The organism is Allobosea sp. 05T422_2, from assembly GCF_056396265.1.
In genome coordinates this window covers 16191-41962 of sequence record NZ_JBFTLD010000028.1, presented here as the reverse complement: position 1 = coordinate 41962, position 25772 = coordinate 16191, and the positions used below count along the sequence as shown (strand labels likewise).

At 66.2% G+C, this 25772-nt stretch carries 23 protein-coding genes; 12 read left to right on the top strand and 11 right to left on the bottom strand.

Annotated elements, in window-relative coordinates; genetic code table 11:
• The 3 genes from AC1DJT_RS07950 to AC1DJT_RS07940 form a co-directional block, all read left to right on the top strand.
• Positions 1-606: FecCD family ABC transporter permease (locus AC1DJT_RS07950; protein ID WP_476833861.1), on the top strand; the 606-nt coding region annotated here is incomplete at its 5' end.
• Positions 606-1391 carry an ABC transporter ATP-binding protein gene (locus AC1DJT_RS07945; protein ID WP_476768132.1) on the top strand — a complete coding sequence of 262 codons (786 nt, stop codon included), beginning with the start codon at positions 606-608 and terminating at the stop codon, positions 1389-1391. The genes AC1DJT_RS07950 and AC1DJT_RS07945, both read left to right, overlap by 1 nt.
• A 1-nt stretch (position 1392) precedes the next feature.
• Positions 1393-2433 carry a DUF6925 family protein gene (locus AC1DJT_RS07940; protein WP_476833860.1) on the top strand — a complete coding sequence of 347 codons (1041 nt, stop codon included), beginning with the start codon at positions 1393-1395 and terminating at the stop codon, positions 2431-2433.
• Between the two features lie 211 nt (positions 2434-2644).
• Here AC1DJT_RS07940 and AC1DJT_RS07935 read toward each other — a convergent pair whose 3' ends face one another.
• The 9 genes from AC1DJT_RS07935 to pehA all read right to left on the bottom strand — a co-directional run bounded on the left by AC1DJT_RS07935 (position 2645) and on the right by pehA (position 13790).
• Positions 2645-4120: an alkaline phosphatase family protein gene (locus AC1DJT_RS07935; protein ID WP_476833859.1), complete on the bottom strand. Its 1476-nt coding sequence runs from the start codon at positions 4118-4120 to the stop codon at positions 2645-2647.
• Positions 4117-5040, bottom strand: a complete 924-nt coding sequence (locus tag AC1DJT_RS07930; RefSeq protein ID WP_441505891.1) for a sugar phosphate isomerase/epimerase family protein — start codon at positions 5038-5040, stop codon at positions 4117-4119. Before AC1DJT_RS07930 ends, AC1DJT_RS07935 begins: the two co-directional genes overlap by 4 nt.
• A gap of 15 nt (positions 5041-5055) precedes the next feature.
• A complete protein-coding gene (locus AC1DJT_RS07925; RefSeq protein WP_476776344.1) occupies positions 5056-5937 on the bottom strand; it encodes an ABC transporter permease in 882 nt (293 codons plus the stop codon).
• Positions 5933-6868: an ABC transporter permease gene (locus AC1DJT_RS07920; RefSeq protein WP_441505894.1), complete on the bottom strand. Its 936-nt coding sequence runs from the start codon at positions 6866-6868 to the stop codon at positions 5933-5935. The genes AC1DJT_RS07925 and AC1DJT_RS07920 overlap by 5 nt, the downstream gene beginning before the upstream one ends.
• A complete protein-coding gene (locus AC1DJT_RS07915; RefSeq protein ID WP_476768137.1) occupies positions 6868-7860 on the bottom strand; it encodes an ABC transporter ATP-binding protein in 993 nt (330 codons plus the stop codon). The genes AC1DJT_RS07920 and AC1DJT_RS07915 overlap by 1 nt, the downstream gene beginning before the upstream one ends.
• Positions 7857-8867, bottom strand: a complete 1011-nt coding sequence (locus tag AC1DJT_RS07910; RefSeq protein WP_441506008.1) for an ABC transporter ATP-binding protein — start codon at positions 8865-8867, stop codon at positions 7857-7859. Before AC1DJT_RS07910 ends, AC1DJT_RS07915 begins: the two co-directional genes overlap by 4 nt.
• Before the next feature lie 5 nt (positions 8868-8872).
• The gene (locus tag AC1DJT_RS07905; RefSeq protein ID WP_476833858.1) at positions 8873-10510 is read right to left on the bottom strand and encodes an ABC transporter substrate-binding protein; all 1638 of its coding nucleotides are present in this window, start codon (positions 10508-10510) and stop codon (positions 8873-8875) included.
• A gap of 71 nt (positions 10511-10581) precedes the next feature.
• Complete coding sequence (locus AC1DJT_RS07900; RefSeq protein WP_441505897.1) at positions 10582-12219, bottom strand: ABC transporter substrate-binding protein; 1638 nt, start codon at positions 12217-12219, stop codon at positions 10582-10584.
• A complete protein-coding gene (gene pehA / locus AC1DJT_RS07895; RefSeq protein ID WP_476768139.1) occupies positions 12186-13790 on the bottom strand; it encodes a phosphoric/sulfuric ester hydrolase PehA in 1605 nt (534 codons plus the stop codon). The genes AC1DJT_RS07900 and pehA overlap by 34 nt, the downstream gene beginning before the upstream one ends.
• A 785-nt stretch (positions 13791-14575) precedes the next feature.
• Between pehA and AC1DJT_RS07890 the strand changes: the two genes are divergently transcribed.
• From AC1DJT_RS07890 to AC1DJT_RS07850, 9 genes are all read left to right on the top strand, one after another.
• A complete protein-coding gene (locus AC1DJT_RS07890) occupies positions 14576-15145 on the top strand; it encodes a flavin reductase family protein (RefSeq protein ID WP_441489803.1) in 570 nt (189 codons plus the stop codon).
• Between the two features lie 52 nt (positions 15146-15197).
• Entirely contained in the window at positions 15198-16202 is a 1005-nt protein-coding gene (locus AC1DJT_RS07885; RefSeq protein WP_476833857.1) for an MsnO8 family LLM class oxidoreductase, read from the top strand.
• A gap of 26 nt (positions 16203-16228) precedes the next feature.
• Positions 16229-17581 (top strand): LLM class flavin-dependent oxidoreductase, encoded by a 1353-nt coding sequence (locus tag AC1DJT_RS07880; protein ID WP_476768141.1) that lies wholly within the window; start codon positions 16229-16231, stop codon positions 17579-17581.
• Positions 17582-17595: 14 nt separating this feature from the next.
• Positions 17596-18789, top strand: a complete 1194-nt coding sequence (locus tag AC1DJT_RS07875; protein WP_476768142.1) for a M20 aminoacylase family protein — start codon at positions 17596-17598, stop codon at positions 18787-18789.
• A gap of 23 nt (positions 18790-18812) precedes the next feature.
• On the top strand, positions 18813-19355 hold the full coding sequence (locus AC1DJT_RS07870; RefSeq protein WP_441505900.1) for a GNAT family N-acetyltransferase: 543 nt from the start codon (positions 18813-18815) through the stop codon (positions 19353-19355).
• A 60-nt stretch (positions 19356-19415) separates the two neighbouring features.
• Positions 19416-21218 (top strand): amino acid ABC transporter permease/ATP-binding protein, encoded by a 1803-nt coding sequence (locus AC1DJT_RS07865; RefSeq protein ID WP_476833856.1) that lies wholly within the window; start codon positions 19416-19418, stop codon positions 21216-21218.
• A gap of 88 nt (positions 21219-21306) precedes the next feature.
• Positions 21307-22245, top strand: a complete 939-nt coding sequence (locus tag AC1DJT_RS07860) for an ABC transporter substrate-binding protein (RefSeq protein ID WP_476833855.1) — start codon at positions 21307-21309, stop codon at positions 22243-22245.
• Positions 22246-22325: 80 nt separating this feature from the next.
• Positions 22326-23258, top strand: coding sequence for an ABC transporter substrate-binding protein (locus tag AC1DJT_RS07855; protein ID WP_441489796.1), 933 nt, complete (start codon positions 22326-22328; stop codon positions 23256-23258).
• A gap of 32 nt (positions 23259-23290) precedes the next feature.
• Positions 23291-24349 carry an LLM class flavin-dependent oxidoreductase gene (locus AC1DJT_RS07850; RefSeq protein ID WP_476833854.1) on the top strand — a complete coding sequence of 353 codons (1059 nt, stop codon included), beginning with the start codon at positions 23291-23293 and terminating at the stop codon, positions 24347-24349.
• A 28-nt stretch (positions 24350-24377) separates the two neighbouring features.
• Here the strand turns inward: AC1DJT_RS07850 and AC1DJT_RS07845 are convergent, their stop codons facing one another.
• The gene (locus AC1DJT_RS07845) at positions 24378-24992 is read right to left on the bottom strand and encodes a DUF1109 domain-containing protein (protein ID WP_476833853.1); all 615 of its coding nucleotides are present in this window, start codon (positions 24990-24992) and stop codon (positions 24378-24380) included.
• Between the two features lie 129 nt (positions 24993-25121).
• Entirely contained in the window at positions 25122-25688 is a 567-nt protein-coding gene (locus tag AC1DJT_RS07840) for a sigma-70 family RNA polymerase sigma factor (RefSeq protein ID WP_476833852.1), read from the bottom strand.
• Positions 25689-25772: the final 84 nt, after the last annotated feature.

Genomic DNA, 25772 nt, shown 5'->3' with positions numbered 1-25772 from the left:
CTTCTGCTCTATGCCTTCCTGGGGCGCGGCGCCGGAACGATGACGTTGATCCTCGCGGGCGTTGCGATCAACAGCTTCGCCGGTGCGATGACCGCGCTTGCGCTCAACCTCGCGCCAAATCCCTACGCCGCGCTGGAAATCGTATTCTGGCTGATGGGCTCGCTCGCGGATCGCAGCCTGCTCCATGTCTGGCTCGTGCTGCCGCCAATGCTCCTCGGCTGGCTGCTGCTGCTTTCGACCGCACCTGCCCTCGACGCTCTCACCCTGGGCGAGGACACGGCCAAGAGTCTCGGCTTCGACCTGACCTGGCTGCGCGCCCGACTAATCGGCGGAGCTGCACTCGCCGTCGGCAGCGCGGTGGCGGTCACCGGCGCGATCGGCTTCGTCGGCCTCGTCGTGCCGCATCTGCTGCGCCCGCTGGTCGGCAACCGACCGGGCCGGCTGCTGCTCGTCAGCGGCTTTGGCGGAGCGATCCTGACGCTCGCAGCCGATACCGCTCTGCGCCTCGCCCCCATCCGCCCCGAGCTGAAGCTCGGTGTAGTGACGGCGCTGATCGGCGCGCCATTCCTGTTCCACCTGATCCATCGCCTGCGGCGGGAGGTCTGATGAAGATCGAAGCCTCAGGACTATCGCTCACGCTCGGTGGGAAGCCGATCCTGCGCGACATCGATGTCGCGCTCTCGGCGGGGGAAATGGTCGGGCTGATCGGCCCCAACGGTGCTGGCAAGACGACCTTGCTGCGCGTGCTCTCCGACCTGGTCACGCCCGATTCCGGCCAGGTGCGCTACGACGGGCTGACCGCCAAGTCGCTCGGGCGCAAGGAATTGGCGCGGCGCATCGCCTTCCTTGCGCAGGGCGGCGCGGTACACTGGTCGATGCGCGCGGAGGCCCTCGTTGGGCTTGGGCGGCTGCCGCATCGCCAGCCCTTTGCCGGCGAGAACGAGGCCGATCGCGCCGCAATCACGCGCGCCATCGCAGCGGCCGACGCCACGGCGTTCGCCGACAGGACAGTCGAGACGCTCTCGGGCGGCGAGCGCATGCGCGTGCTGCTGGCGCGTGCGCTCGCCGTCGAGGCGCCGATCCTGCTCGCCGACGAACCTCTCGCGGCGCTCGACCCGCTACACCAGCTCGAGGTCATGGAGCTTCTGCACCGGACGGCTGCCGGCGGCACCGGGGTAGCGGTCATCCTGCATGATCTGACGCTGGCCGCGCGTTTCTGCGATCGCCTGATCCTGCTCGATCGCGGCAGGCTCATTGCCGATGGCTCGCCCGGAATCGTCCTCAACGACGCCAACCTTGCTGCCGTCTTCGGCATTACCGCGGCCCGCGGTTCGGAAGCCGGCGCACCCTACCTGCTGCCTTGGCGGCGCCTTACATCGGAACAGTCGTGACATGACAGCCCCTGACGACATTCGTGCGCTCCTGCGCGCTCATCTCGCCGATCCAGCCTCGCAATGGAATCTCGGCACCTTTGGCGCCATCGCCGAGTTCATGCGCGATTCGAACGAACCCGTTCAGCTGGCTGATAAGACTCATCTCCTTGCGGCCACGACTGCGCGCGGCGGCATTGGCTTTCGCAATCTGACCGGCGTGACGCCCTTCGCATCGGAATCCGCGACCGGCCAGGGCTGGAGCCACCGCCTCGCGCTCTGCCTGCCCGAGACCGCCTGCGCGATGAGCCGGCGCACGGTTCTGACCGAGCTCGGCCCCGACGGCGACGCGCTGCGCGAGCAGGATCGCGAGGGCCTTCTCTTCGACATGGGCCTCGATACCCTGCAGGTCGACATCTGCATCCGAACCAGCACCCCGGGGCTGATCGCAGCCTTGCGCGCCGCATGCGGCCGCCCGCTTTTCGAGGCCGGCAACACCACCATGGCCGCCATCGTCGCAGCCGGGCCGCATCGCGTCTTCATCACCCGTTTCGGCCGTTGTGAAGTCTACCAGCCAATCCCCCCGGCAGACGGCAAGAGCCCCGAGGGGCCGCATACCCATGTCCTGCCCAAGCTGATGCGCTCCGGCCGGACGCATGCCGCCACCGAGCTCGTACCGGCAGGCCTCGTGCCCTGTGCTCATCTCGTGCCGGCGCATCCGGTCAAGGATGCGATGGGCCGGCCGACACCGTTCTATGCGACGGCCCAGAAGCAGTTCCAGGACCTGCTGATGCGCTATGGCGATGTCGAACTGGTCCGGTTGAAGGAGAGCGTGCTCGCGGCCATTGCCGCAGGAGCCGCCCCCTCCACCGTTCCCGCCCCACAGGATCGGTTTGCGCGTCACGCCGTGCGGGCGACATTGCGCCAACTCGCGGCGTCCGGCGAGCGCCTGCCCGGGCTCTCCGCCTGGATCTCCGCTCATGATGAGCGGCGTGTGGATGATGCTGGGGCGGATGATCCTGGCGCGGACGACGCCGCCGATGCCTATGGCCATGCGAACTGAGGGGCCGAAGCATCCCTCAGCCGGGCGCCCCCTCGGCCCCAATCTCCTGGTCGCTCCGGTGCGGGAGGAGAGTGAGACGGAGCGCGAACTCTAGCTGCCCGCTCATCCCGGTGGCTGGGATGACCGGCACGACGGCAAGCATGTCGAAGGGGCCGGGCGCCTCGCTTCGATGCGCTTCGGACAGGAGCGGAACGTGCTCCCGCCCCCGAGGTCAGCCTCGCGCGCCGGAGAGGATGATGCGCGATCCCTCGCGGTCGACGCGTTCGAGGCGCTGACGGAACCCGCCGGTGCCGGTCTCGAACGAACGGGTCCGCTGCTCCGTCGCCGGCTGCGCCAGATTCCGGCCCAGCATCGTCTGAGCCGGTGAAAGGCCGAGCAGGCCGAGCACGGTGGGGCCGATATCGATGATGCCGCAGGCGCGGTCATCCTTCGTCCCGGACTCAAAGCCGCCACCGCGGACGGCCAGGGCGGTGTTGAGTTCGTGCCGGTTGAGCCCGCCATGCATGCCGCCGCCAACCGGCACATCGAACTTGGTCAGGAGCCCGAGCCCGGGATTGCCATAGCTGTCGGGCTCGTCGCCGGAGCGCAGGACATAGATGAGATCGGGCTGGCGCGCGTGATYGAGATCGACCAGCGAGAGCGCAAAACTTCCCTCGACCTCGCCCTCGACCTCGTTGCGGGCCTTCGCGAAGAGCATGCCCAGGAAGTCCTGCTCCCGGAGCCAGGCGGCAATCGCGTCGCGCCGGGCCGCTCCTCCCTCGAGGATGCGGATTTCCCCCATATTGCCGCCCGTCATCGAGAAGCAGGCGCCGGCCAGCGTGCGCTCGGCGGCACGGCGACCGGCATGGCCTTGCCCACGCAGCAACTCGGAGAGAGCGAGCTCGCCCTTGGTCGAGATCTGGCCGTGATCCGAGGCCGCGACGACGGCATAGCGCTCGGCATCGGGCTGCCCCTCGATCCATTCAAGCAGCCTGCCGAAGGCGGCATCGACATGTCTGAGTACCGCAAGCGTCTCGGGCGAGCCGAGAAAGCGGTAATGGAAGGAGGTGTCGGGCTCATTGAACCAGATCAGCGCGACGTCGGGCTTCATCTCGGCCAGCACATGCTCGCGCAGCACCCGTTCCGCGTAATCGATTTCCTCGAAGCGGGGCAGGCTGCGCGGCGGCAGCGCCCCGAAGCGCGCGACGACTTCGTCCACCGCGTCCGGCGTCTGGCTGTGCTCGCGCCCGAGGATCGAGAAGGTCCAGTGGCCGTTGGCCCTGGCACGCGGATTGATCAGATAGGCAGAGCCGGCCGAACCGGTATGGACCACGGCGAGCCGTTTGCCGGCCTTCGCCAGCACATCGCCGAAGCTCTCGGCCTCGACCAGGCCTCCACCGGTCGCAGCCTCCGCCAGTGCGATATCGTCGGCGCGGCTCATGTCGAKCGCGTGCTCGCGGGTCACCTCAGGGAACAGGAAGGCGTTGCCGACGACGCCGTGCACCCTTGGCGGCGCACCCGTTGCGATCGACGTGGTGGCCACGCGCGTCATCGACGGAAAGACGCTGCGCGCCTCGCGGAACCAGGTGCCCTGCCCTGTGAAACGCGCCAGGTTCGGCATCAGCTCGGGCGTGATGAAGTCCGGGCGCAGGCCATCGAAGACGCCGATGACGACGCGGGCGGCTGCAGCCTTGGCGGGTTTGCTCATGCGCTCTTCCTCAGGCCGCTGGTCAGCGCCTGCATCGCAAGCGCCCGTGTTGCAGCCACGCACTCATCGGCGGCGTACCAGAAACGCGGATTGAGCTCGATGTTGAAGAGGACACCGTCCGGGAAGACACAGGCCTCCATGAGCTCCTGCCAGGGAATGTCGCCCCAGCCGACCGGCAGATGCAGGTCGCCGTGTCCGAAGGCAAGCTTCTCGCTCAGGCTGTAGGTCTCGATCGCATCAGCCCGGCCGAAGGAATCGTGCACATGCAGATGCTTGGCGAGAGGGGCAAGCGCCTTGATCTCGCTGAGATAGTCGCCGCCGAAATAGCCCGTGCGCAGGTAGGAATGGCTGAAATCGAGCGTCGCCCAGACATGGGAGTGGCCGATCTCGACGAGTTCCTCGGCGAGCCGCGACGGCATCGAGGCGTGCATCCTGCCGTGGTGGCCACCGAACATGGTCTCGACGCAAAGCAGGAGCTCGAGCTCGCGCGCCACATCCCCGGCCCTCGACAGCCATTCGCGCTGGCGGTCATAGGCAGCCTCGACCACCTCGCCGGGCTGGGCCGGCATGACCCCGGAATGCATGACGTAATGCACGGCGCCGACCTCGGCCGCGATCTCCAGCGAGGCTTTCAGCACCTCGAAATGGCGCGGCAGGCGGGCCGGATCATCGAAGAAATTGATCGCCAGCGGACCATGCGCGGAATAGGCGAGCTTGCGCCCGGCACAGGCTCGCTTGAGCAGATCGAGATGCGGACGGCGGATGCGCCCCCCGATGATCAGGTCCATGTCGAAGATCGGCAATTCCGTGGACTCGACCCCGAGCGTCTCGACCTTGTCGAGGATCGCCGCGAAATCGGAGAGGTCGCTCTTGGGGCGCGGAGCCGTGATGCCGAAACCGCGGACGCCATTGGGATGCATGTTGTCTCTCCAGGATCAGCGCAGGGTCGGATCGAGCCGGTCGCGCAGCCAGTCGCCGACGAGACTCACCGCCAGCGTCGTCAGCACGATGGTGCAGGCTGGCGCGAGCATGATCCAGGGGGCACGGGTCAGATATTCGCGACCATAGCCGACCATATTGCCGAGGCTGGTCATCGGAGGCTGCACGCCGAGCCCTAGGAAGGAGAGCCCGCTCTCGAGCAGGATGACTTCAGGAAAGGTCAGCGTCATCGAGACGATCAGCGTCGAGGCGATATTCGGCAGGATATGGCGCAGGTAGACGCGTGCCGGGCTTGCCCCGATCTGGCGCACAGCCCCGGCATAGCCCTGCGCCCCTGCCGAGATCGCCAGGCCGCGCGAGATGCGGGCATAGCGCTCCCAGCCGTAGAGCCCCATCAGCCCGATGAAGAGCGGCAGCGCATTGCCGAAAAAGGCAAGCACCGACAACGCAAGGATCAGGAAGGGCATCGCCGCCTGGAAATCGGCCAGCATCAGCACGAACTGCTCGACCCAGCCGCGGAAATGCGCGGCGAGAAAGCCCATCACCGTGCCGAACACCGCCGAGATCACGGTCGCCCCGAAGGCGACCAGCAGCGAGATGCGGATCGAAATGATCAGGCGCGAGAGCACGTCGCGGCCGAGTTCGTCCGTGCCGAGCCAGTGCAGCACATGGCCGGGCGGCGAAAGCCGATTGCGCAGATCGTAGGCCGTGAAACGATAGGGCGTGATCCAGTCCGCCGTCAGCGCCACGATCAGGATGAAGCCGATCCAGATCAGCCCGAACCAGACCAGCAGCGGGATGCGGTTCTTCGGTTGCGGGGCAGTCTTGTCGACGGAGGTAGGGGTGGCGCCGGTGGCTGTGATATCGGCCATCTCAATGCCCTCCCGCCTTGGCGCCGCTGCGCAGGCGTGGATCGAGCACACCGTAGAGCAGATCGACGATCAGATTGGCGCTGACCATGGTGATCGCGACCAGCAGGAGGATGCACTGCACGATGGCAAGATCGCGGTTGGCGACCGACACCACCAGCAGCCGCCCGACGCCCGGCCATGAGAACACGCTCTCGACCACCACTGCGCCGGCGATCAGGCTGCCGACCATGAAGCCGACGATGGTGACGGTCGGGACTGCGGCGTTGGGCAGCGCGTGGCCGCGCACTACGGCAGGCCACGGCACGCCCTTGGCGCTGGCCGTGCGGATATAGGACTGGCCGAGCACCTCGAGCATGGCGCTGCGGGTGAAGCGGGCAAGCACTGCGGCGCCGCCAATGCCGAGCGTCAACACCGGCAGGATGGCGTGGCGCCAGCTCTCCTGGCCGCCGGAGGGCAGCCATCCGAGCTGGACCGAGAAGATCAGCACCAGAACCAGGCCGAGCACGAAGCTCGGCACCGTGAAGCCCGCGACCGCCGTGACCATGACGATGCGGTCGATCAGGCTGTCGCGATGCAGGGAGGCATAGATGCCGGCGGGGATGCCGATGCCGAGCTTGAGCGCAAGCGCCGGCAGGGTCAGCGCCAGCGTGGCCGGAATGCGCTCGGCGACGAGTTCGAGAGCCGGCCGGCCATCGCGCATCGATTGGCCAAGCTCACCCTGCCCGATCGCCGAGAAATAGCGCAGATACTGCAGCCAGATCGGATCATCGAGGCCCCAGGCCTTGCGGAAGGCGGCAATGGCCTCGGGCGGCGCATCCACGCTCATGATGATCAGCGCCGGATCGCCCGAAAGCCTGAGCACGACAAAGGCGAAAGTAACGACGAGGGCAACGGTCAGCGCCGCGCGCCCGAGACGCAGAAAGAAGAAACGCAGCATCAGCTCGCCGCCTTCAGGAAGTTGGCCTGGTCATGCGCGACATGGCAGGCAGCAAGCCGGCCGTCCGGCATCGGCTTCAGCAACGGGCTCTCGACCTTGCAGCGCTCGCGCGCCGCATGGCAGCGTGGGTGGAAGGCGCATCCCGAGGGGCGCGCCGCAGGATTCGGCGGGTCGCCCTGCAGCACGATTCGGGGGCGCGTGCGGCGGCCGGGCACCGGCGCGGCCGAGACCAGGGCCTCGGTATAGGGATGTGCCGGATTGGAGAGCAGCAGATCGGCCTCGCCCTCTTCGACGATCCGGCCGAGATACATCACCGCGACGCGATGGCTGACCTGCCTGACCACTTTGAGATCGTGACTGATGAAGAGCAGACCGAGGCCGAGTTCCTGCTGGATATCGACCAGGAGATTGATCACCTGGGCCTGGATGGAGACGTCGAGCGCCGAGACCGGCTCGTCGCAGACCAGGAGGTCCGGCTTGGTGGCAAGCGCGCGGGCGATGACAGCGCGCTGGCGCTGCCCTCCGGAGAGTTCATGCGGGTAGCGCCGGCCCTGGTCGGCGCGCAGGCCGACCGATTGCAGCAACGCGAAGGCCAGCGCCTCACGCTCCTTCGGCTCGCCGAGCCCATGCACGTCGAAGGGCTCGCGCACCTGTTCGACGATCTGGAGACGCCGGTCGAGCGCGCCCAGCGGGTCCTGGTAGATCATCTGCATGCGCGCGCGCATCTGGCGCCAGGCCAAGGTGTCCGTGGCCGGCATCGGAGCGCCGTTGAACAGAACATCCCCCGCGTCGGGCTTCTCGAGCCCGAGCGCGAGCCGGCCCGTGGTCGATTTGCCGGAGCCGGATTCACCGACGAGGCCAAGCGTCCGGCCACGCTCGACCGTCAGCGAGACGCCGTCGACGGCGCGCACCTCGATAGATCGGCCCAGCAGGCCTTCGCGCATGCCGTAGCAGCGCGCGACATTTCTCGTCTGAAGCAAGGGAGCGCTCATGCGTAGACCGGCTTCCGCGGACGGACAGGTTCCGCTTGAAGCGCCTTGATGCAGGCCGCAAAGCGTCCCGGCGCCTTCCAGGCCAGCGGTGGCACGCCTGCGTCGCAGGCCTCGCCCCGCCGTGGGCAACGTGGCGCGAAGGCGCAGCCGGGTGGCAGGTTCCAAGGCTCGGGCACATTGCCCTCGATCGGGTCGAGCCTGCGGCGCACGCCTTCCAGCGGCGGCAGCGCCGCGATCAAGCCCTGCGTGTAGGGATGCAGCGGCTCGTCGAACAGCGACTGAGCCTCGGCGGTCTCGATGATCCGCCCGGCATACATCACGCAGACCCGGTCGCAGGTCTGCGATATCACGCCGAGATCATGGCTGATCAGCACGAGCGCCATGTCGGTCTCGCGCCGGATCTTGGTCAACAGCTCGAGGATCTGCGCCTGGATGGTGGCATCGAGCGCCGTGGTCGGTTCGTCGGCCACGAGCAGGTCGGGTTTGCCGGCGAGCGCCATGGCGATCATTACGCGCTGGTTCTGGCCACCCGAGAGCTCATGCGGGAACGCGTCGAGGCGGCGCGCCGCGTCTGGAATCCCGACGAGATCGAACAGGCGTTTCGCCTCCGCCCTGATCGCCGCACCCGAGAGGCCGCCATGCAGCGCCAGGGCCTCGCCCACCTGCTTGCCGAGGCGAAGGACCGGGTTGAGCGCGCTCGCCGGATCCTGGAAGATCATGGCAATGCGCCCACCACGCACCGTGTCCAGCACGTCCGGTTCGGCGTCGATCAGTTCCGTGCTGCCCAGCCTGACATTGCCGGAGACGCTCGCCTTCTTCGGCAGCAGGCCGAGGGCTGCCAGCCAGGTCACCGATTTGCCGCAGCCGGACTCGCCGACCAGGCCGACCGCCTCGCCGCGTGCGACCGAGAGATCGATGCCGTGCAACACCTTCACGCCGTCGAAGGCGACCGTCAGTCCATTGATCTCGACCAGCGGGTCAGCGACGCTGCCGAACCTGTCCAACATCGTGCTCACGAGCGGATCCCGCCCCAATTGCGCGCCCTGAAATCCATGACGAAGGCCTGTGCCGCCTTCCACTGGATATCCCGGCGCTTCGCCGTGAAATTCGCTGTCTGGTGCAGCACGGTATAGGCGGGGTCCTCACGCTCGCAGATTTCCAGGATGCGGCGGAACATCGCCTTGCGCCTGGCACGGTCGGTCGAAGTTTCAAGCTCGTCGGACAGCTTGCCCATCTCGTCGTTGCGCCATTCGCCAATCTGCCATTGCTGGCCGGTCGGGCCGTGCTGGGCGGTGATCGAGGCGACAGGATCGTTGAAGGCGGCGCTGTTCGACCAGTCGCGTACCGCCCGCGTCGGCCCCTTTGCCAGAACCTGCGGGAAGTTCTCCTTGCTTTCGATTTCGACGTTCAGGCCGATCTCGCGCCAGCTCTCGATCAGCACCTGCGCCGTTGAAACCTGGCCGGTATAGTAATTGTTGAGCAGCCGGTAAGGAATCGTGTCGCCCTTGTAGCCCGACTGCTTCACCAGTTCGCGGGCGAGTTTGGGATCGAAGGCCGGGACCGCCCAATCGGCGATGAACATGTCGCCGTAGAACTCCCATTGCAGGCCCTTGGGCACGCGGGTGCGCCCGCCCCAGAGCGCATCGACGATGGTCTGGCGGTCGATGGCATGGGTCATGGCCCGACGCACCAGCGGGTTCTCGAGCTGCGGGTGCGTCTTGTCGAAGGTCGTCAGGCGGTGATTGGCGATCAGGCCGCCGAGCACCTCATGACGCGGGTTCTTCTCGATCTCGCTGATCTGGTCAGGCGGGATATCGCAGGCAAAGTCATACTCGCCCGAACGCAGACCGTTGATGCGGGACGCCGTCTCCGGCACCTCGACAAACCGGATCTGCCTAAGCGGCGGCCGGCCGCCCCAGTAGGCGTCATGCGCGACGAGCGTCAGCGACTGGTCCGGCTTGAACTCGGCGATCCCATAGGGCCCTGTGCCGACGGGCTTGCGCGCCCAGTCGAGCCAGCTTCCAGCCTCGGCAAAGGCCTTGCGCGAGACGATGATGCCGACATTGCGCGAGATACKGCCTTCGAGCGTCACGTCGGGTGTCTTGTTGACGAAGCGAACGGTCTGCGGATCGACGATCTCGATTTTCTCGAAGCCCGGGAAGGCTCGCCTCGCCACMGCCACCACCTCGGCGGGCGGCTGCTTGCCGGCGGCGCCGGCAGTCACCGAACCGAATAGCCCGGCCGAGCCCGCCTGCCCCGCTCCGCCCCACATCCGTTCGGAGCCGAAGGAGAAGGCGACGTCCTCGGCAGTCATGGTCTCGCCATTATGAAACGTCACGCCCTGGCGTAGCGTCAGCTCGACGGTGCGGTCGTCGATGCGGCGCCAGGCCGTGGCGAGGCCCGGCCGGAGCGACAGGTCGCCGGCCCAGGCGGTATCGATCAGGCTCTCGGCATAGCTGTAGAAGGTGCGAGTGCCGACATTGGACTGCTCGCGCAGCGTTTCCAACGTGTTGGAATTGGCGATCTTCTGGACCGCGATGGTGATCGAGGGCCGGTTATCGGCCTGCGCGATCGCGAAGCGCGGCAGGATCAGGGCACCGGTCGAGGCCGCGCCGAGGCCAAGCGCATGGCGGCGTGTCAGATGGGTCAAGGAACCCTCCAGAAGTCATCGGAAACAGAAAACGGCGCGCCCTTTCGGGGCGCGCCGCGATAAGACTGCGTTCAGCTCCGGCCGCCCCAGTTCTCGGCGCGGAAATCCATGGCGAAGGCCGGCGAGGCCTTCCAKGCCAGTGCCTTGGGCTTGGCCGTGAAGGTCGCGTTCTGGTGCAGCACCGTATAGGCCGGGTCCTCGCGCTCCGCGATTTCCAGCATGCGCCGGAACGCAGCCTTGCGGCGGGCGCGGTCGGTCGAGGTTTCGAGTTCGACCGAGAGCGTGTTCATCTCGTCATTGCGCCATTCGCCGGCCTGCTGCTGCTGGCCGTTTGGACCGTGCTGGGCGACGATCGAGGAGACGGGATCGTTGAAGGGCGCCGAATTCGACCAGTCGCGTACCGCCCGGGTCGGCGTGCGCTCGAGAATCTGCTGCCAGTTCTCCTTGACCTGGATTTCGACGTTGAGCCCCGCCTCTTTCCACATCTCGACCAGGACCTGCGCCGTGGCAGTCTGGTTGGTGTAGTAGTTGTTGAGCAGCCGATAGGGGATCGGATCGCCCTTGTAGCCGGACTGCTTGACCAGCTCGCGCGCCAGCTTCAGATCGAAGGCCGGCACCGCCCAATCGGCGTGGTACATCTCGCCATAATAGGGCCATTGCAGCCCCTTCGGCACGACGGTACGGCCGGCCCAAAGCGATTCGACGATCGCCTGCCGGTCGATCGAATGTGTCATGGCGCGGCGAACCAGCGGATTTTGCAGCTGCGCATGGTTCTTGTCGAACACCGTCAGGCGGTGATTGAGGATGGTCCCGCCCTGTACCTCGAAGGCGGGATTCTTCTCGATCTGCGAGATCTGGTCCGGCGGGATATCGCAGGCGAACTGGTACTGGCCGGAGAGCAGCCCGTTGATGCGGGACGCCGTCTCCGGCACCTCGACAAAACGGATCGACTTCAGCGGCGGGCGGCCACCCCAGTACTCGTCATGGGCCTCGAGCAACAGCGAGACGTCCGGGCGATACTCGGCGATCCGGTAGGGGCCTGTCGTGACCGGCCTGGTCGCCCAGTCGCTATAGGTCTTCGCCTCCTCGAAGGCGCGACGATTCATGATCTCGCTGCCATAGCGCGAGATGCGGCCCTCCATCGTCACGTCGGGCGTGCCGTTGACGAAGCGCACCGTGTATTTGTCGACGATCTCGATGCCGAGCAGAGCCGGCCAGGAGCGGCGCGCCACCGCCGGCACTTCCGCCGGCAGTTCCTTGTTGGCGCGGCCACCACCCACGACGAAGTCGACCGAGATCGTCTTGCCTTGCGACGGCTGCGTGTCGCCGAACATGCGCTGTTTGCTGAAGGAGAACGCGACGTCCTCCGCCGTCAGCTCATCGCCGTTATGGAACTTCACGCCGCGGCGCAGCTTGAGCTCGACGGTCTTGTCGTCGATGCGCTTCCACTCGGTGGCAAGACCGGGAACCGTCTCGAGATTGCCGAGCCAGTTGCGGCCGATCAGCCCCTCCCAGATCGACGAGAAGAAGACACGCTCACCGACATTGGACTGCTCGCGCAGCACGTCGAGCGTGTTGGAATTGGCGATCTTCTGCACTGCGATGGTGATCGAGGGCCGGTTATCGGCCTGCGCGATCGCAAAGCGCGGCAGAATGAGGGCCGAGCCGCCGAGCGCTATTGCGCCGCGACGCGTGAAGGAACCGACCATTGTTCATCTCCTGAGGGGGTGGCGTTGGGATCGCGCTCCTCGAGCCCGCGCGGGCCGGAGCGGAAATGGGTCAGGGTCCGGTCGGCATGGATCAGCCGCCAGGACAGCGCCTTCTGGGCATAGTCGCGCACCAGGGCGGCATAGGCCGGGTCCTCGGCCAGATTGACGAACTGGTGCGGATCCTTGGCGAGGTCGAAGAAGAGCGGCGGCAGCGCGGCGAAATGGACGTATTTGTAGTGCTCGTCCTGGATCACGCAGAGGCTGGACTGATCCATGTGGAGGCCCAGCACCTGCTCCGGCTGGGAGTAGTGCACGTCGCGGAAATCGTATTCGTAGTGCAGCTCGCTGCGCCAATCCGCCGGCCGTCCCTCGCTGAGGAACGGCATCACCGAGCGCCCGTCGCAGGCGCGCGGCGCCTCGCCGCCGAGCCAGTCGAGAATGGTCGGCATCACGTCGACACTCTCGGTGAAGGAGGCGTCGATCGCACCGCGACGCTCATCCGCTCCGCGCGGGTCCTTCACCACCAACGGAATGCGGAAGCTCTCGTCGTTGAAGCCGATCTTGCCGAGCAGGTGGTGGTCGCCGAGCTGCTCGCCATGATCGCTGGTGAAGACGATCAACGTGTCGTCCCACTGCCCGGTCTCGTCGAGATAGGCGAAAACCCGGCCGAGGCAGTCGTCGATCTCGGTGATCAGGCCGCAATAGGTCGCCCGCATCTGGCGGATTTCAGCCTCGTCCAAGGTCGCGCCCGAGCCTTCTGCGCCGTGGAAGAAGGAGCCGCGCTTGATCGAGTCGATGTAGAACTTGGTCAGCGGATGCTGAGCCGCCTCGGCTTCCGGTGATTCCGCCCGCACCAACCCGGGCATATCCTCCGGGCGGTACATCGCGTGATAGGGCGCCGGCGCAACGAAGGGCGGATGCGGACGATAATAGCCGAGATGCAGGAAGAACGGCCGGCCGGCGCGCCCCTTCAGATAGGTCAGCGCGCGTTCGGTGAAGAAGGTCGAGTCGGAGAATTCCTTGGGGATGCGCGACGGCTTGTCGGTCGCGCCCGGCACCGAGTCCTCGCCCTCCGGCAGCCAGATATCCTCGCGCTTTTCCGGCAGTTCGAAGCCGTTCTGCGCCACCCAGCCGAAATAGCCGTCCATATTGGGCTCGAAGGCGCCGACCGAACGGAAACCGTCCATCAGGTCGCCGAGCACGAGGAAGCGCGGGTCGTTCTTCGAGGTCGCACGCGGGTCGGGCGTCGTCGTGGTGTAGCCGATCAGCGCAGGATCATAGCCGATGGCGCGCAGCGCCTTGCCGAGATTGAAATGGCGCTGGTCGAGCGGCACCGTGTTCTGCACGGCGCGGTGGTTCATCAGGTAGAGGCCGGTGAGCAGGCTGGCCCGGGCCGGACCGCAAGGCACGCAGGCCGTGACATGGTTGCGGAAGGTCACGCCCTCCGCGCAAAGGCGATCGAGATTCGGCGTCTTCAGGAAGGGATCGCGCCCCTCGGCCCGCATCAGATGCGGTATGAAATCGGCGCGCCATTGGTCGACGACGATCAGGAGAACATTCTGGCGTTTCATTCTCGGCAATCCAGCTGTGAGGCCGCCTGCCTAGGTCGCCTGGATGACGCCGGGATGACTGTTGGATGAAAGCCAGGGCAGCCATCTTGCGAGTGTTCGCCAAGCTGGAATGGTGACCTTGCGTCTCTGCCCAGCGCGCTGCCGGTGCGCCAGCAATGTCGGAGTTGCGCGCTGACGAAGGCGGGATGCCCAGCAGGTCACGTACGTCCAGCGCATGAGGCAAAGCCTTTCGAGCACCTCGCCGTCCAGAGGCGTTTATCCCGGTTCGAGAGCGATCTTTGAAAAGACGTTTCATTGACCGAAGCAACCTGATGCAGAATGATCATAGTATCGACGGTGTCGATCGCGGGATTTGCTGGAGCAGCTTGCACCGCGTCACCAAAGCTAAAAGCACCACGAATGCATTCGTGGGCTCCCGATTGCTGGAGACACGTTCATGACTGAATCAACATCGAAGAGAATTCCACTTTATATTCATAAAACTGCGTCTGATCGGGCGCATCGATGTTGAACACTCCTGCGTGCCGGGCCTGAACGGCACCGCGCCCCGCTCCTCCTGATCCCGCGTGGGTAACGCCGCTCAGCTCGGCCGGGGCGGAGCCATGCCGAACACCGTCGACGCCTCGGATTTGGGTCAGACAGTGTTCTGGCCCGCTCGGAACGTCCCACCACCCCTCTTTTCGGCTCGGCCGCTGGCCGGCTCGGTCGGCGAACGCACGGCTTGATCGACAGCCGTTGCGAGATCGCTGCGTCCAAACCCGCCCGCATGGCTTGAAGGATTCCCCATGAGCATCGTCACGCGCTTGCCAACAGCTTCGCCCACGATTCGCGACGAAGCAGCAGCATTCCGTGCCGCTTTCCGCCACCTCGCTGGCGGGGTCAGTGTCATCACGACCGGCGCAGGCGAGGATCGGACCGGCCTCACGGCGACCTCGGTCGCCTCGCTCTCGGCCGAGCCTCCGACCGTCATGTTCGGACTCAACCGCACATCGTCGAGCTATCCGACCCTGCAGCGGTATCGCACCTTCGGCATCAACTTCCTGAATGCGGCGCAGAAGCAGATCGCGGATCGCTTCGCCGGACGGAACGGCGAGAAGGGCGTCGAGCGCTTCCGGCACGCCGAATGGACCACCGCCGCAACCGGCGCCCCACTCCTGGTGGGCACGCTCGCCTCCCTCGACTGCGAAGTCGAGGAACTGATCGAGCGCCATTCCCACAGCATCGTCATCGGCCGCGTGCGGGCCGTCAGATTCGGCGCCGACGAAGCGGCCCTCGTCTACTGGCGCGGCGACTACGAGCGCCTCGGCTGGATGGCGGACGAGGCCGCGGCGGCGCTCGGCCTGCGGGCGCTCTGATTCCACCCGCCCCAAACCCGCACGCAGACCTGCATCCACGAAGGCCGCTCCAATGACCTATCGCCTCAGCCTGCTCGAAAAGAGCCCCGTCTTCGACGACGAGACCGGCAGCATCGCCCTCGCCCGCTCGGTCGCACTTGCTCAGAATGCGGAGTGCTGGGGCTATCACCGTTTCTGGCTCGCCGAGCATCATGGCATGGCGGGCGTCGCCAGTTCCTCTCCGGAAGTGCTGGCGGCCTATATCCTGGCCAGCACCTCGCGCATTCGGGTCGGGTCGGGCGGCGTCCTTCTCCAGCATTACAGCCCCTACAAGGTGGCGGAGAACTTCCACGTCCTCGCCTCACTCGCACCGGGCCGGGTCGATCTCGGCATCGGCAAGGCGCCGGGCGGACTGCCACTGGCGACGCGCGCGCTGCAATGGGGACATGATCCCGCCGTCCGGCGCGAGTTCGGCACGCAGTTGCGCCAACTCGGCGCCTATCTCGATCACGGAACGGACGCTGGCCAGGCCCTCGACCGGCCCCTTGTAGCGCCAATCCCGCCCGAGGTGCCGCAGCGCTTCCTGCTCGGCGGCAGCCCGGAAAGCGCGCGACTTGCCGCCGAACAGGGCTGGCAGTTCGTCTTTGCCGGTCAGCTCAATGGCGATCACGCAGCGATCGAGGCAAGCATCGAGGCCTTCGCCAATGCAGGAGGCCCTGGCACGCCGCTCCTCGCGGTGACCGCGCTGGCCGCCGAGAGCAACGTGGAAGCCGAACGGATCGCGGACGGGCTGCAGATCGTGCGTCTCTACCTCGACGATGGTCAGGCTCTCAATGTCKGCAGCGAAGCGCAGGCCGCGGAATACGCCCGGCAAGCGGGCGTGACCTCCTACCGCACGGAGTTGCGCCGCCCGAGCATCGTCGCCGGCACGCCGGGCCGGGTCCGGCGCGAGCTCGATGCGCTGCACCGGCGCTTCGGCATCGCTGAATTMATCCTCGATACGCCGGCAGCCGCCCGGCAGCAGCGGCTCGCGTCGATCGCGCTGCTCGCCGACGAAGTCCTGACGGCCGCGGCCTGACCACTTTCTCCACCGGAGCACGTTCCATGAGCAAGAAACCCATCACTTTCGGCATCATGCTGCAGGGCCCGGGCAGCCATATGAACTCCTGGCGCCATCCCAGCAGCCCTACCGATGCCAGCGTCAATTTCGACTTCTTCGTCCGCACCGCGCGCAAGGCGGAGAGTGCCGGCATCGCCTTCGCCTTTGTCGCCGACGGGCTCTACATCAACGACAAGTCGATCCCGCATTTCCTGAACCGCTTCGAGCCGCTGACGATCCTGTCGGCGCTGGCTGCTTCGACCAGCAAGCTCGGCCTCGTCGGCACCGTCTCGACCTCCTACAGCGATCCCTTCACCATCGCGCGCCAGTTCGCCTCGCTTGATCTGATCTCGGGCGGGCGCGCCGGCTGGAATGCGGTGACCTCGCCGCTCGAAGGCTCGGGCCGCAACTATAGCCGGCCGCATCCGGAGCATGCCCTCCGCTATGAGATCGCCACCGAATATCTCGATGTCATCAAGGGCCTTTGGGATTCCTGGGACGACGATGCCTTCCCGCGGGACCGCGAGAACGGCGTCTTCTTCGACAAGGCCAAGCTCCACACGCTGGGGCACAAGGGCCGCTTCTTCCAGGTCGAGGGGCCGCTGAACATTTCCCGCTCCGCGCAAGGGCAGCCGGTCGTCTTCCAGGCAGGCGCCTCCGACGCTGGGATCGGGCTTGCCGGCAAGCACGCGGATGCCGTCTTCAGCAACAATGTCGCACTCGAGGAGGCCCAGGGCTTCTATCGCAGCATCAAGAACAGCGCCATCGCCCATGGCCGCAGCGCGAGCGACATCAAGGTCTTCCCGGGCATCGGCCCGATCGTGGGAGCGACCGAGCGGGAAGCCGAGGAGAAATACCGCGCCATCCGCGACCTCGTCTCGATCGACGAGGCCCTGCTCTATCTTGGCCGCTTCTTCGACCATCACGATTTCAGCACCTACCCGCTCGATCAGCCATTCCCCGAGCTGGGCGAGATCGGCAAGAACAGCTTCCGCTCGACCACGGACCGCATCAAGCGCAATGCGGCCCTGAAGGGCCTGAGCCTGCGCGAGGTCGCTCTCGAAGCCACCACACCGCGGACCGATTTCATCGGCACCGCCGGGGCCGTCGCCGAACGGATCATCGACCGCGTCGAACAGCAGGCGGCAGATGGCTTCATCCTGGGCTTTCCCGTGATTGCCGAGGGTTTCGACGACTTCGCCCGACTCGTCATCCCGGTGCTCGAAGAGCGCGGCGTCTATGACCGCAGCCTGCCCGGCACCACGCTACGCGACCATCTCGGTCTGCCGCGCCGGGAAAGCCGCCATGTTGGCGAACCTGCGCCACAGCAGGCCGCGCTGGCGCGCTCGGCCGGCTGAGCCGGGGCAAGGACATGACCTTTCACACACCCGGCATCGGCCAGCAAGAGCGCGAAGACGCGGCCCGAGGCCTCGCAGCCTTCGCCGACGCGTTCATCGCATTGCGCCGCGATCTTCATCGCCACCCCGAGCTCGCCTTCGCGGAAAAGCGGACCAGCGCACTCGTCGCGGAGCACCTCGCCGGATGGGGCTACGAGGACACGACAGGGCTCGCCGGCACCGGCATCGTGGCGACGCTCCGGCGCGGCAACGGCGAGCGTCGACTGGGCATCCGTGCCGATATGGATGCTCTGCCGATCCAGGAAGCAACGGGCCTGGCCCATGCCAGCATCCATGCCGGCGCGATGCATGCCTGCGGCCATGACGGGCATACGGCGATCCTGCTTGCGGCAGCGCGCTATCTCGCAGAAAGCGGGCGCTTCTCAGGCACACTGACCCTGATCTTCCAGCCCGCCGAGGAGATCGGCGCCGGCGCCCGCAAGCTCATCGAGGAGGGGCTGTTCGAGCGTTTCCCCTGCGACGCCGTCTTCGGCCTGCACAATTGGCCGGGCGTTCCGGCCGGACAATTCGGCTTCATTGCCGGTCCGGCGATGGCCTCGGTCGATCAGGCCCATATCACTGTGCTCGGCAAGGGGGGACACGGAGCCGCTCCCCATGAGACGGTCGACCCGGTCGTTGCCGCCGCCGCGGTGATCACGACGCTGCAGAGCGTGGTCTCCCGCAACATCGACCCGCTGGAGGCCGCCGTCGTCACAGTCGGCTCGATCCATGGCGGCACCGCCTCGAATGTCATCCCCGACAGCGTCGAGCTCAGGCTGACGATCCGCTCCTTCAGCAGCACGGTCCGCGAGCAGTTGCAGCAGCGCATTCCGGCGCTGGTGCGTGCCCAGGCCGAGAGTTTTGGTGCAAGGGCCGAGGTCCGCTACCGGCTCGGCTTCCCCGCGCTGGTCAACCACGATGCGGAAACCGCCTTCGCACGCGAGGTTGCGGTGGCGGCCTTCGGCGAAGAACGGATCGAACGGAATTTCAGGCCACGCACTGCCAGCGAGGATTTCGCCTTCATCTCGGAGGCTCGCCCCGGCAGCTACCTCTTCGTCGGCAACGGCGACAGCGCACCCCTGCACAGCCCTCACTACGACTTCAACGACGCCACCCTGGCGCCCGCGGCGACCTACTGGGTCGCGCTGGCGCAGGCCTACCTCTCCTGAACCCGCCGGAAAGGCAGCCCATCATGGCCGACAGCTTCATTTACACCACGCCGCTCGACGCGCGCTCGCAGCCCCTGATCGAAGCGCTGACCTGGGAATACGCGACCCGTTATGGCAGCATTTTCGGAGAGCCGCCTGGTGCCGAGATGAGCCGCTATCCGGCCGAGCTGTTTGCGCCGCCGGATGGCAATTTCGTCCTGCTCGTTCGCGATGGGCGCACGATCGGCGGCGGGGCCTTCATGCGCCACGACCGGCACACGGCCGAGCTGAAGCGGATCTGGACCCACGCCGATTTCCGTCGCCAGGGCTTGGCCCGCAAGGTGGTCGAGGAACTTGAAGCGCAGGCCCAGCGCCAGGGCTACAGCAGGATCTACCTGACGACCGGCTTCCGGCAGCCCGAAGCCAAGGAACTCTACCTGCAGACCGGCTATCGCCCACTCTTCGACATCACGGTCGATCCCGAGGTCCATCTTAAGCTCCCCTTTGAAAAGGAGCTCGGCCCGCTCGCCGGGCATCTGCCGCATGCGTCGGCCAGCGAACGGCCGGGTGCCGCCAGCGCGGCCTGAGCGCCTCCAAGCCGACAGAGCGCGGGTCAGACCGCCCCCAGACTCCCGACGAGACCTGACATGACCCTGACCACTGATTTTCGCGCGCTTGATGCGCCGCCGCCGCAACCCGCGCGAAAGAGCGACAACGCGCATTATCGTATCGTGCCGGCGAAATACCCGGCGCGGACCGTCGGAACCGTCTTCTCGGTGATCGTGATCTTCGCGATCCTGAACTCGGTCCTCTCGAACCCACGTTGGGGCTGGGACGTTTTCGCCGAATGGTTCTTTGCCGAGCCGGTCCTGGCCGGCCTCGGACGCACCCTGCTGCTGACCTTGCTCGGCGCCACTTTTGGCTTCCTGCTCGGCACGGCGCTGGCGCTGGCGCGGGTCTCCGGTTCGCCCCTGCTGGGCTCGCTCTCCTGGGGTTATGTCTGGCTCTTCCGCTCGATCCCGCTCATCGTGCTGCTGCTGGTGCTGAACAATCTGGGCTATCTCTACGAGACGATCACGCTCGGCGTACCGTTCACCGAGATTTCCTTCTTCAGCTACCAGACCACCCAGTTGCTTACGCCATTCGCGGCAGCGGTGCTCGGGCTGGCGCTCAACMAGGCGGCCTTCTGCTCCGAGATCATTCGCGGCGGAATTCTCTCCGTCGATCAGGGTCAGTTGGAAGCCGCAGCCGCACTCGGCCTGCCGCGCTCACGCCAGGCCTCGCGCATCATCCTGCCGCAGGCGATGCGCACCATCCTGCCGACCGGCTTCAACGAGATCATCGGTTTGGCCAAGGGCACCTCGATGGTCTACATCCTGGCGCTGCCGGAGCTGTTCTACACGATCCAGATCATCTATCGCCGCAATCTGGAGGTGATCCCGCTGCTGATKGTCGCKACCGTCTGGTATCTGGTTATCCTCAGCGTCCTCTCCTTCATCCAGCATCATATCGAGCGCTATTACTCGAAGGGCGCGCTGCGCAATCCGCCGCCCTCCCTGATCGGCAATGCCCTTGCAAAACTGCGTCGCTCGGCAAGCCCGGCCGTGGCGCAGGTGCCGGTCGCGACATCGGCCCCGCTCCTTCTGCGAGAAGCGGGCACGCCGGTGAGTTGGGCCTCATTCGCCCGCAGCGGCGGCGAGGTTCGCATCCAGGCCGTCAGCAAGAGTTTTGGCCCGCTCAAGGTGCTGGACGATGTCAGCCTGACCATCCCGCGCGGCAGCGTCACCGTCATCCTCGGCCAGTCCGGCTCGGGCAAGTCGACCCTCCTGCGTGCGATCAACCATCTCGAGCGCGTCGATGATGGCTTCGTCTCGATCGACGGCGAGCTGATCGGTTACCGCCAGGATGGCGACACGCTCTATGAGCTCAAGGAAAAGGATATCCTGAAGCGCCGCGTCGATGTCGGCATGGTGTTCCAGAACTTCAACCTCTTCCCGCATCTGACCGCGCTCGAGAACGTCATCGAGGCACCGATCACGGTGCGGAACATCGGCCGTGACGAGGCTGTCGCCCAGGCGCGCGAACTGCTGGCCCGCGTCGGCCTCTCCGAGAAGGCCGAAGCCTATCCGCGCCAGCTTTCCGGCGGTCAGCAGCAGCGCGTGGCTATTGCCCGCGCCCTCGCACTTCGGCCGAAGGTCCTGCTCTTCGACGAGCCGACCTCGGCGCTCGATCCAGAACTGGTCGGCGAGGTGCTCGACGTCATCAAGGAACTCGCCAGCTCCGGCACCACGCTGATCGTGGTCACGCATGAGATCGGMTTCGCCCGGGAGGTCGCCGACCGGGTCGTCTTCATGGAGCAGGGCCGCATTCTCGAAACCGGCTCGCCCGAGAAGGTTTTTGGGGCTCCCGACCACCCGCGGACCCGCGAGTTCCTCGCCAAGGTTCTCTAGCGCCTGGCCAGAACCGGCGAGCGCAGCGGGACCTGCGCTTCCCCCGATGATCCGAGCCTGTCCCGATCCCTCGCATGGAGTTTTCAGCATGGCCGCAAGGACCAGATCCCTTTCGCTCGGCTTCGGCGCGCTCGCCGCAGCAGCCGCCTTCCTCACCGTCCCTGCCATAGCCCAGCAGGTCTTCGATCTCAGCCCGGAACAACCCGGCCGCCCCCGTGCGGAGAGGAACGAGGAGGCACTCAAGCTGGTCGCCAAGGACGCCAAATTCGCCAGGGATGGCGTCTTCACCGTCGCCATCGCCTCGCAGCGCCTTCCCTTCGGCGCCTATGGCACCGACACAAGGACGCTGGTCGGCTCCGAGCCCGACATCGCCCAGCTCGTCGCCGACAGTCTTGGCCGGAAGCTCGAGATCGTCAGMGTCGCCTGGGCCGACTGGCCGCTTGGTGTCGCCTCCGGCAAATACGACGCCGCAATCAGCAATGTGACCGTCACCGAACAGCGCAAGGAGAAGTTCGACTTCTCCACCTATCGCAAGGACCTGCTCGGCTTCTACGTCAAAGCCAGCAACCCGATCACCATCACGGAGCCCAAGGATGTTGCCGGACTCAAGGTCATCGTCGGTTCCGGCACCAACCAGGAGCAAATCCTGCTGCGCTGGAACGAGCAGAACCTCAAACAAGGCCTGAAACCGGTCGAGGTGCAGTATTACGACGACGACGTCGTGCTCTATCTCGCACTCGAGACAGGCCGGGCCGACGTCTATCTCGGCCCCAACGCCCTGCTCAGCTTCAAGGCCGCCCGCGAAGGCAAGACCAGACTCGCGGGCAATTTCAGCGGCGGCTGGCCGCTGCTGGCCGAGATCGCGGTGACGACCCGCAAGGGGAACGGGCTGGCGGAAGCGATCACCCATGCCCTCAACACCCAGATCGCAAACGGCAATTACGGCAAGGCGCTGACCCGCTGGAATCTCGGCCCAGAGGCGGTCGAGAAATCCACCACCAACCCGCCCGGCCTGCCCAAGAGCTGAGGCCCTTGCGCCGCCGCGCGACAGCGGCGGCGCTGACGTCCTTTAGCGAAGCGGCCAATTCTGGAACTGGAAGGACGATCATGATCGGGCGACGAGCCATTCTCTCGCTGCTGCTTGGGGCGGCGACCACCTACTGGAATTCTGCCCCCGCCCTCGCGCAGCCCTTCGATCTCGGCCCGGAGCAGCCGGGCAGGCTTCGCGCCGAACGGAACCCCGAGGCAATCAAGGCCATCCCCAAGGGCTTTGTCTTCGTCGAGCCGGGCTCGCTCACCGTCGCGATAAGCCCGAGCGGCCCGCCGCTCGCCACCTATGCGACCGACGCCAGGACCGTCGTCGGTGCCGATCCAGACTTTGCCCAGCTCATCGCCGACAGCCTCGGCCTGAAGCTCAATCTTCTGCCGATCGCCTGGGCCGACTGGCCGCTCGGCCTGGCCTCGGGCAAATACGATGCGGTGATCTCGAATGTCGGCGTCACCGAGCAGCGCAAGGAGAAATTCGACTTCTCCACCTATCGGCAAGGCCTGCACGGCTTCTATGTGAAGGCCGAGAGCCCGGTGACGTCCATTAGGGAACCCAAGGACGCGGCAGGCCTGCGCATCATCGTCGGCGCCGGCACTAACCAGGAGCGCATCCTGCTCGCATGGAGCAAGTTGAATGTCGCAGCCGGGCTCAAGCCACTCGACCTGCACTATTACGACGACGAGCCGACCAAACTGATCGCACTGCTCGCCGGCCGCGCCGACGTCATCGTCCAGCCGCATGCTCAACTGGTCTTCATCGCCGCACGCGACCGCAACATCCGGCGAGCCGGCACTCTCAGCGCCGGCTGGCCTCTCAAATCGGATGTCGCGATTACGACGCGCAAAGGCAGCGGTCTCGTCGACGCGCTGACTGCCGCCACCAATGGCCTGATCGCCACCGACAAGTACCGCCAGGCGCTCGCGCGCTGGGGACTTGAGGAAGAGGCTCTGGAGCGCTCCGAGACCAATCCGCCAGGCTTGCCCAAGTCCTGAAGCCGACGCCCCCAATGCCTTGTGAGTTCATCATGCCCGCCACTCCGCTCACGATTAGCCGGATCGGCTTCCTGACGCCCGGCAATTACCGCGACGACGCTCCACTGGTTGGATTGGAGGACACCCTCCAGCTCTTCGAATTCGGCGAACGGCTCGGCTTCGACAGCGCCTGGGTGCGCCAACGCCATCTCGAACCCGGCGTCTCCTCGGCCAGTGTCTTTCTGGCCGCTGCAAGCCAGCGGACTCGACGCATCGAGATCGGCTCCGCCGTGATCCAGATCGGTTACGAGAACCCGTTCCGGCTGGCCGAGGACCTGTCGCTTGTCGACGTACTCGCACATGGGCGCCTCAATGTCGGCCTCAGCGCCGGGCCACCATCGCATGCCGAGCTGTTGGGTCAGCGCTTCCTCGACGGAGACCGGACAGATTCCGACTATTCGCATCAGCGTGTCGCCCGCCTCGCAGCCAATCTCGACGGCGCCTATCTCGGCGACGACGAGACTTTCATCACATCGGCGGCAGGGCGGTTGCGGCCGCGTATCCAACCGCACGCACCGGGGCTGCGTGAACGGCTTTGGTATGGCGGAGGATCGCTGCGTTCAGCCCGTTGGGCCGGGGAGAACGGCTTCAACCTTCTCGTCGGCAACATCAATATCGGCGAGGAGACCGACAATTTCTTCGAGGCCCAACTGCGTCAGCTCGCTCTCTATCGCAGCAGCTGGCAGGCCCGGCATCAGCCACGCATCGCAGTTGGCCGTGTTATCGTCCCGCTCGACGGGGCCGATGCGAAGACCCGCAGTCGCTATCGCGATTACGCCGCCAGCCGGCATGAGCGCACCCTGAAGCCGCAGGGCGAGCGGCGGACGCAGTTCGCTCCGGATCTCGTCGGCACGTCGGAGCAGATCCTGATCGCATTGTTGCAGGACCCAGTGCTGCGCGCGGTCGACGAGTTGCGTCTTGAGTTGCCCTATAATTTCGAAGCGGAGGATTATGAGCAGATCATCGACGACTTCATTCGCCTGATCGCGCCGAACCTTGGTTGGCTCAGAGGGCGGGCAGTCAAGCCGGAACTCGCCAGGCTGYCGGCCTGATGACAGCCGCTGACTGCCTCAGACTCCGCTACCAGYGCACGAACCGAGGAAAAGCGAGGGCTCCGACGATAGCCATCAGCCCCATCGCCAGCGGATACCAGCTTGCGATGAAGGGGATCGTATCCTCAGGGCAATGCACGCTGTAGGCGATGGTCGCCAAGGCGGCGGATGCAACTCCGGCGGCAGCGCCAGTGAGGCGCAAATCGACCGGCGCGCCTCGCCGGGCGACCGCGATCATGGCAGCGAACGGGATCAGCCCGTAGAGCACAACGGAGATCAGGCAGGCCTGCCAGCTCCTGCCAAAGGTCAAGCTGGCCCATTCTCCAGCAGGCGCCCGAGCCAGAACGACAAGAGCCCAAAGCACCACCGCGGCGATCGGCAGCAGGGTCAGGGACAGGTGTCCTCGCGGACTGAGGCCGGGCCGCAGGCTGCGCTGGAAAACCGCCACGGCGATCCCGGCCACACTCGCTCCGAGCAGGACCTTGCCCAGCACCGGCGCGCTGGCCCAGGCCCCMGCCAGGTCCCGGCGCGCGCCGAGCGTCAGGAGCACGGCAAGCGTCGCCCCGATCATGGCGAGGAACGCAGCAAGCCAGGTGATACGGCGCAGCCACCCGGTATCAACCGGCTGGCTGCTCGTGGCCATGAGGGAAATCAGCTCGTCTGTCTGCATGTCGGATCGGTCATTGTACTGTGATGGACGGGATTTCGCAGCAAACAGGCGAAAGGTTACAGCGTCGGGTGCGCTCACGCTGCCGCAGCACGCGCATCGCGGTCACGGTGCCCTGCGCATGGTCAGGAGGCGCGCCATGGCCCGCAGGCCGCGATGGATTGCGACCTTCGCTGCCGTCTCGGTCATGCCGGCAGCGCTTGCGGCTTCAGCGACCGAACAGCCCTGGACCTTGACCTGGTCGATCAGCGTTCGCGTCCGTTCAGGCAAGGATTGCAGGGCTCGCGTCAAGTCCAACCGGGMATCGGAGGCAGGCGTGTCTGGCGCCGCCAATTGATAGGCCTCGTCATCGATCGGCAGGTTGGACGCGTGCCGCCCGGAGCGGCGCAAATGATCAACGAGTTTATAGCGCGCGATCGCATGGGCCCAGGCGGTTACGGGGCTCGCCGGATCATAGCTGTGCCGGGAGAGATGCAGGGCGAGCAAGGTCTCCTGCAAGACATCCTCCGTCTCGCTCGGCTCGCTGCGCCCCGCTCGCGCCAGATGGTGACGCAAATAGCCGCGCAGGCGCACGCTGATCGCCTCGAGGAACGTGCGATAGGCCGACGCATCGCCGGCAAGTGCGGAGAGAAAGACGGGACGCAGCTGCGTTTCGAGATCGGCGAGAGACACGGGAAGCGGCGATTCTCCGGGGCCGTGCAGGCGGGTGTCCAATCCGTCGCATGCTGATGCAGGGCTCACAAGCCCGTGACTGGC

Coding starts and splice junctions, on each gene's coding strand:
- AC1DJT_RS07930 (WP_441505891.1), bottom strand. CDS start 5,040: ATGCATCCCAATGGCGTCCGCGGTTTCGGCATCACGGCTCCGCGCCCC.
- AC1DJT_RS07940 (WP_476833860.1), top strand. CDS start 1,393: ATGACAGCCCCTGACGACATTCGTGCGCTCCTGCGCGCTCATCTCGCC.
- AC1DJT_RS07910 (WP_441506008.1), bottom strand. CDS start 8,867: ATGTTGGACAGGTTCGGCAGCGTCGCTGACCCGCTGGTCGAGATCAAT.
- pehA (WP_476768139.1), bottom strand. CDS start 13,790: ATGAAACGCCAGAATGTTCTCCTGATCGTCGTCGACCAATGGCGCGCC.
- AC1DJT_RS07915 (WP_476768137.1), bottom strand. CDS start 7,860: ATGAGCGCTCCCTTGCTTCAGACGAGAAATGTCGCGCGCTGCTACGGC.
- AC1DJT_RS07890 (WP_441489803.1), top strand. CDS start 14,576: ATGAGCATCGTCACGCGCTTGCCAACAGCTTCGCCCACGATTCGCGAC.
- AC1DJT_RS07870 (WP_441505900.1), top strand. CDS start 18,813: ATGGCCGACAGCTTCATTTACACCACGCCGCTCGACGCGCGCTCGCAG.
- AC1DJT_RS07855 (WP_441489796.1), top strand. CDS start 22,326: ATGATCGGGCGACGAGCCATTCTCTCGCTGCTGCTTGGGGCGGCGACC.
- AC1DJT_RS07945 (WP_476768132.1), top strand. CDS start 606: ATGAAGATCGAAGCCTCAGGACTATCGCTCACGCTCGGTGGGAAGCCG.
- AC1DJT_RS07920 (WP_441505894.1), bottom strand. CDS start 6,868: ATGCTGCGTTTCTTCTTTCTGCGTCTCGGGCGCGCGGCGCTGACCGTT.
- AC1DJT_RS07875 (WP_476768142.1), top strand. CDS start 17,596: ATGACCTTTCACACACCCGGCATCGGCCAGCAAGAGCGCGAAGACGCG.
- AC1DJT_RS07880 (WP_476768141.1), top strand. CDS start 16,229: ATGAGCAAGAAACCCATCACTTTCGGCATCATGCTGCAGGGCCCGGGC.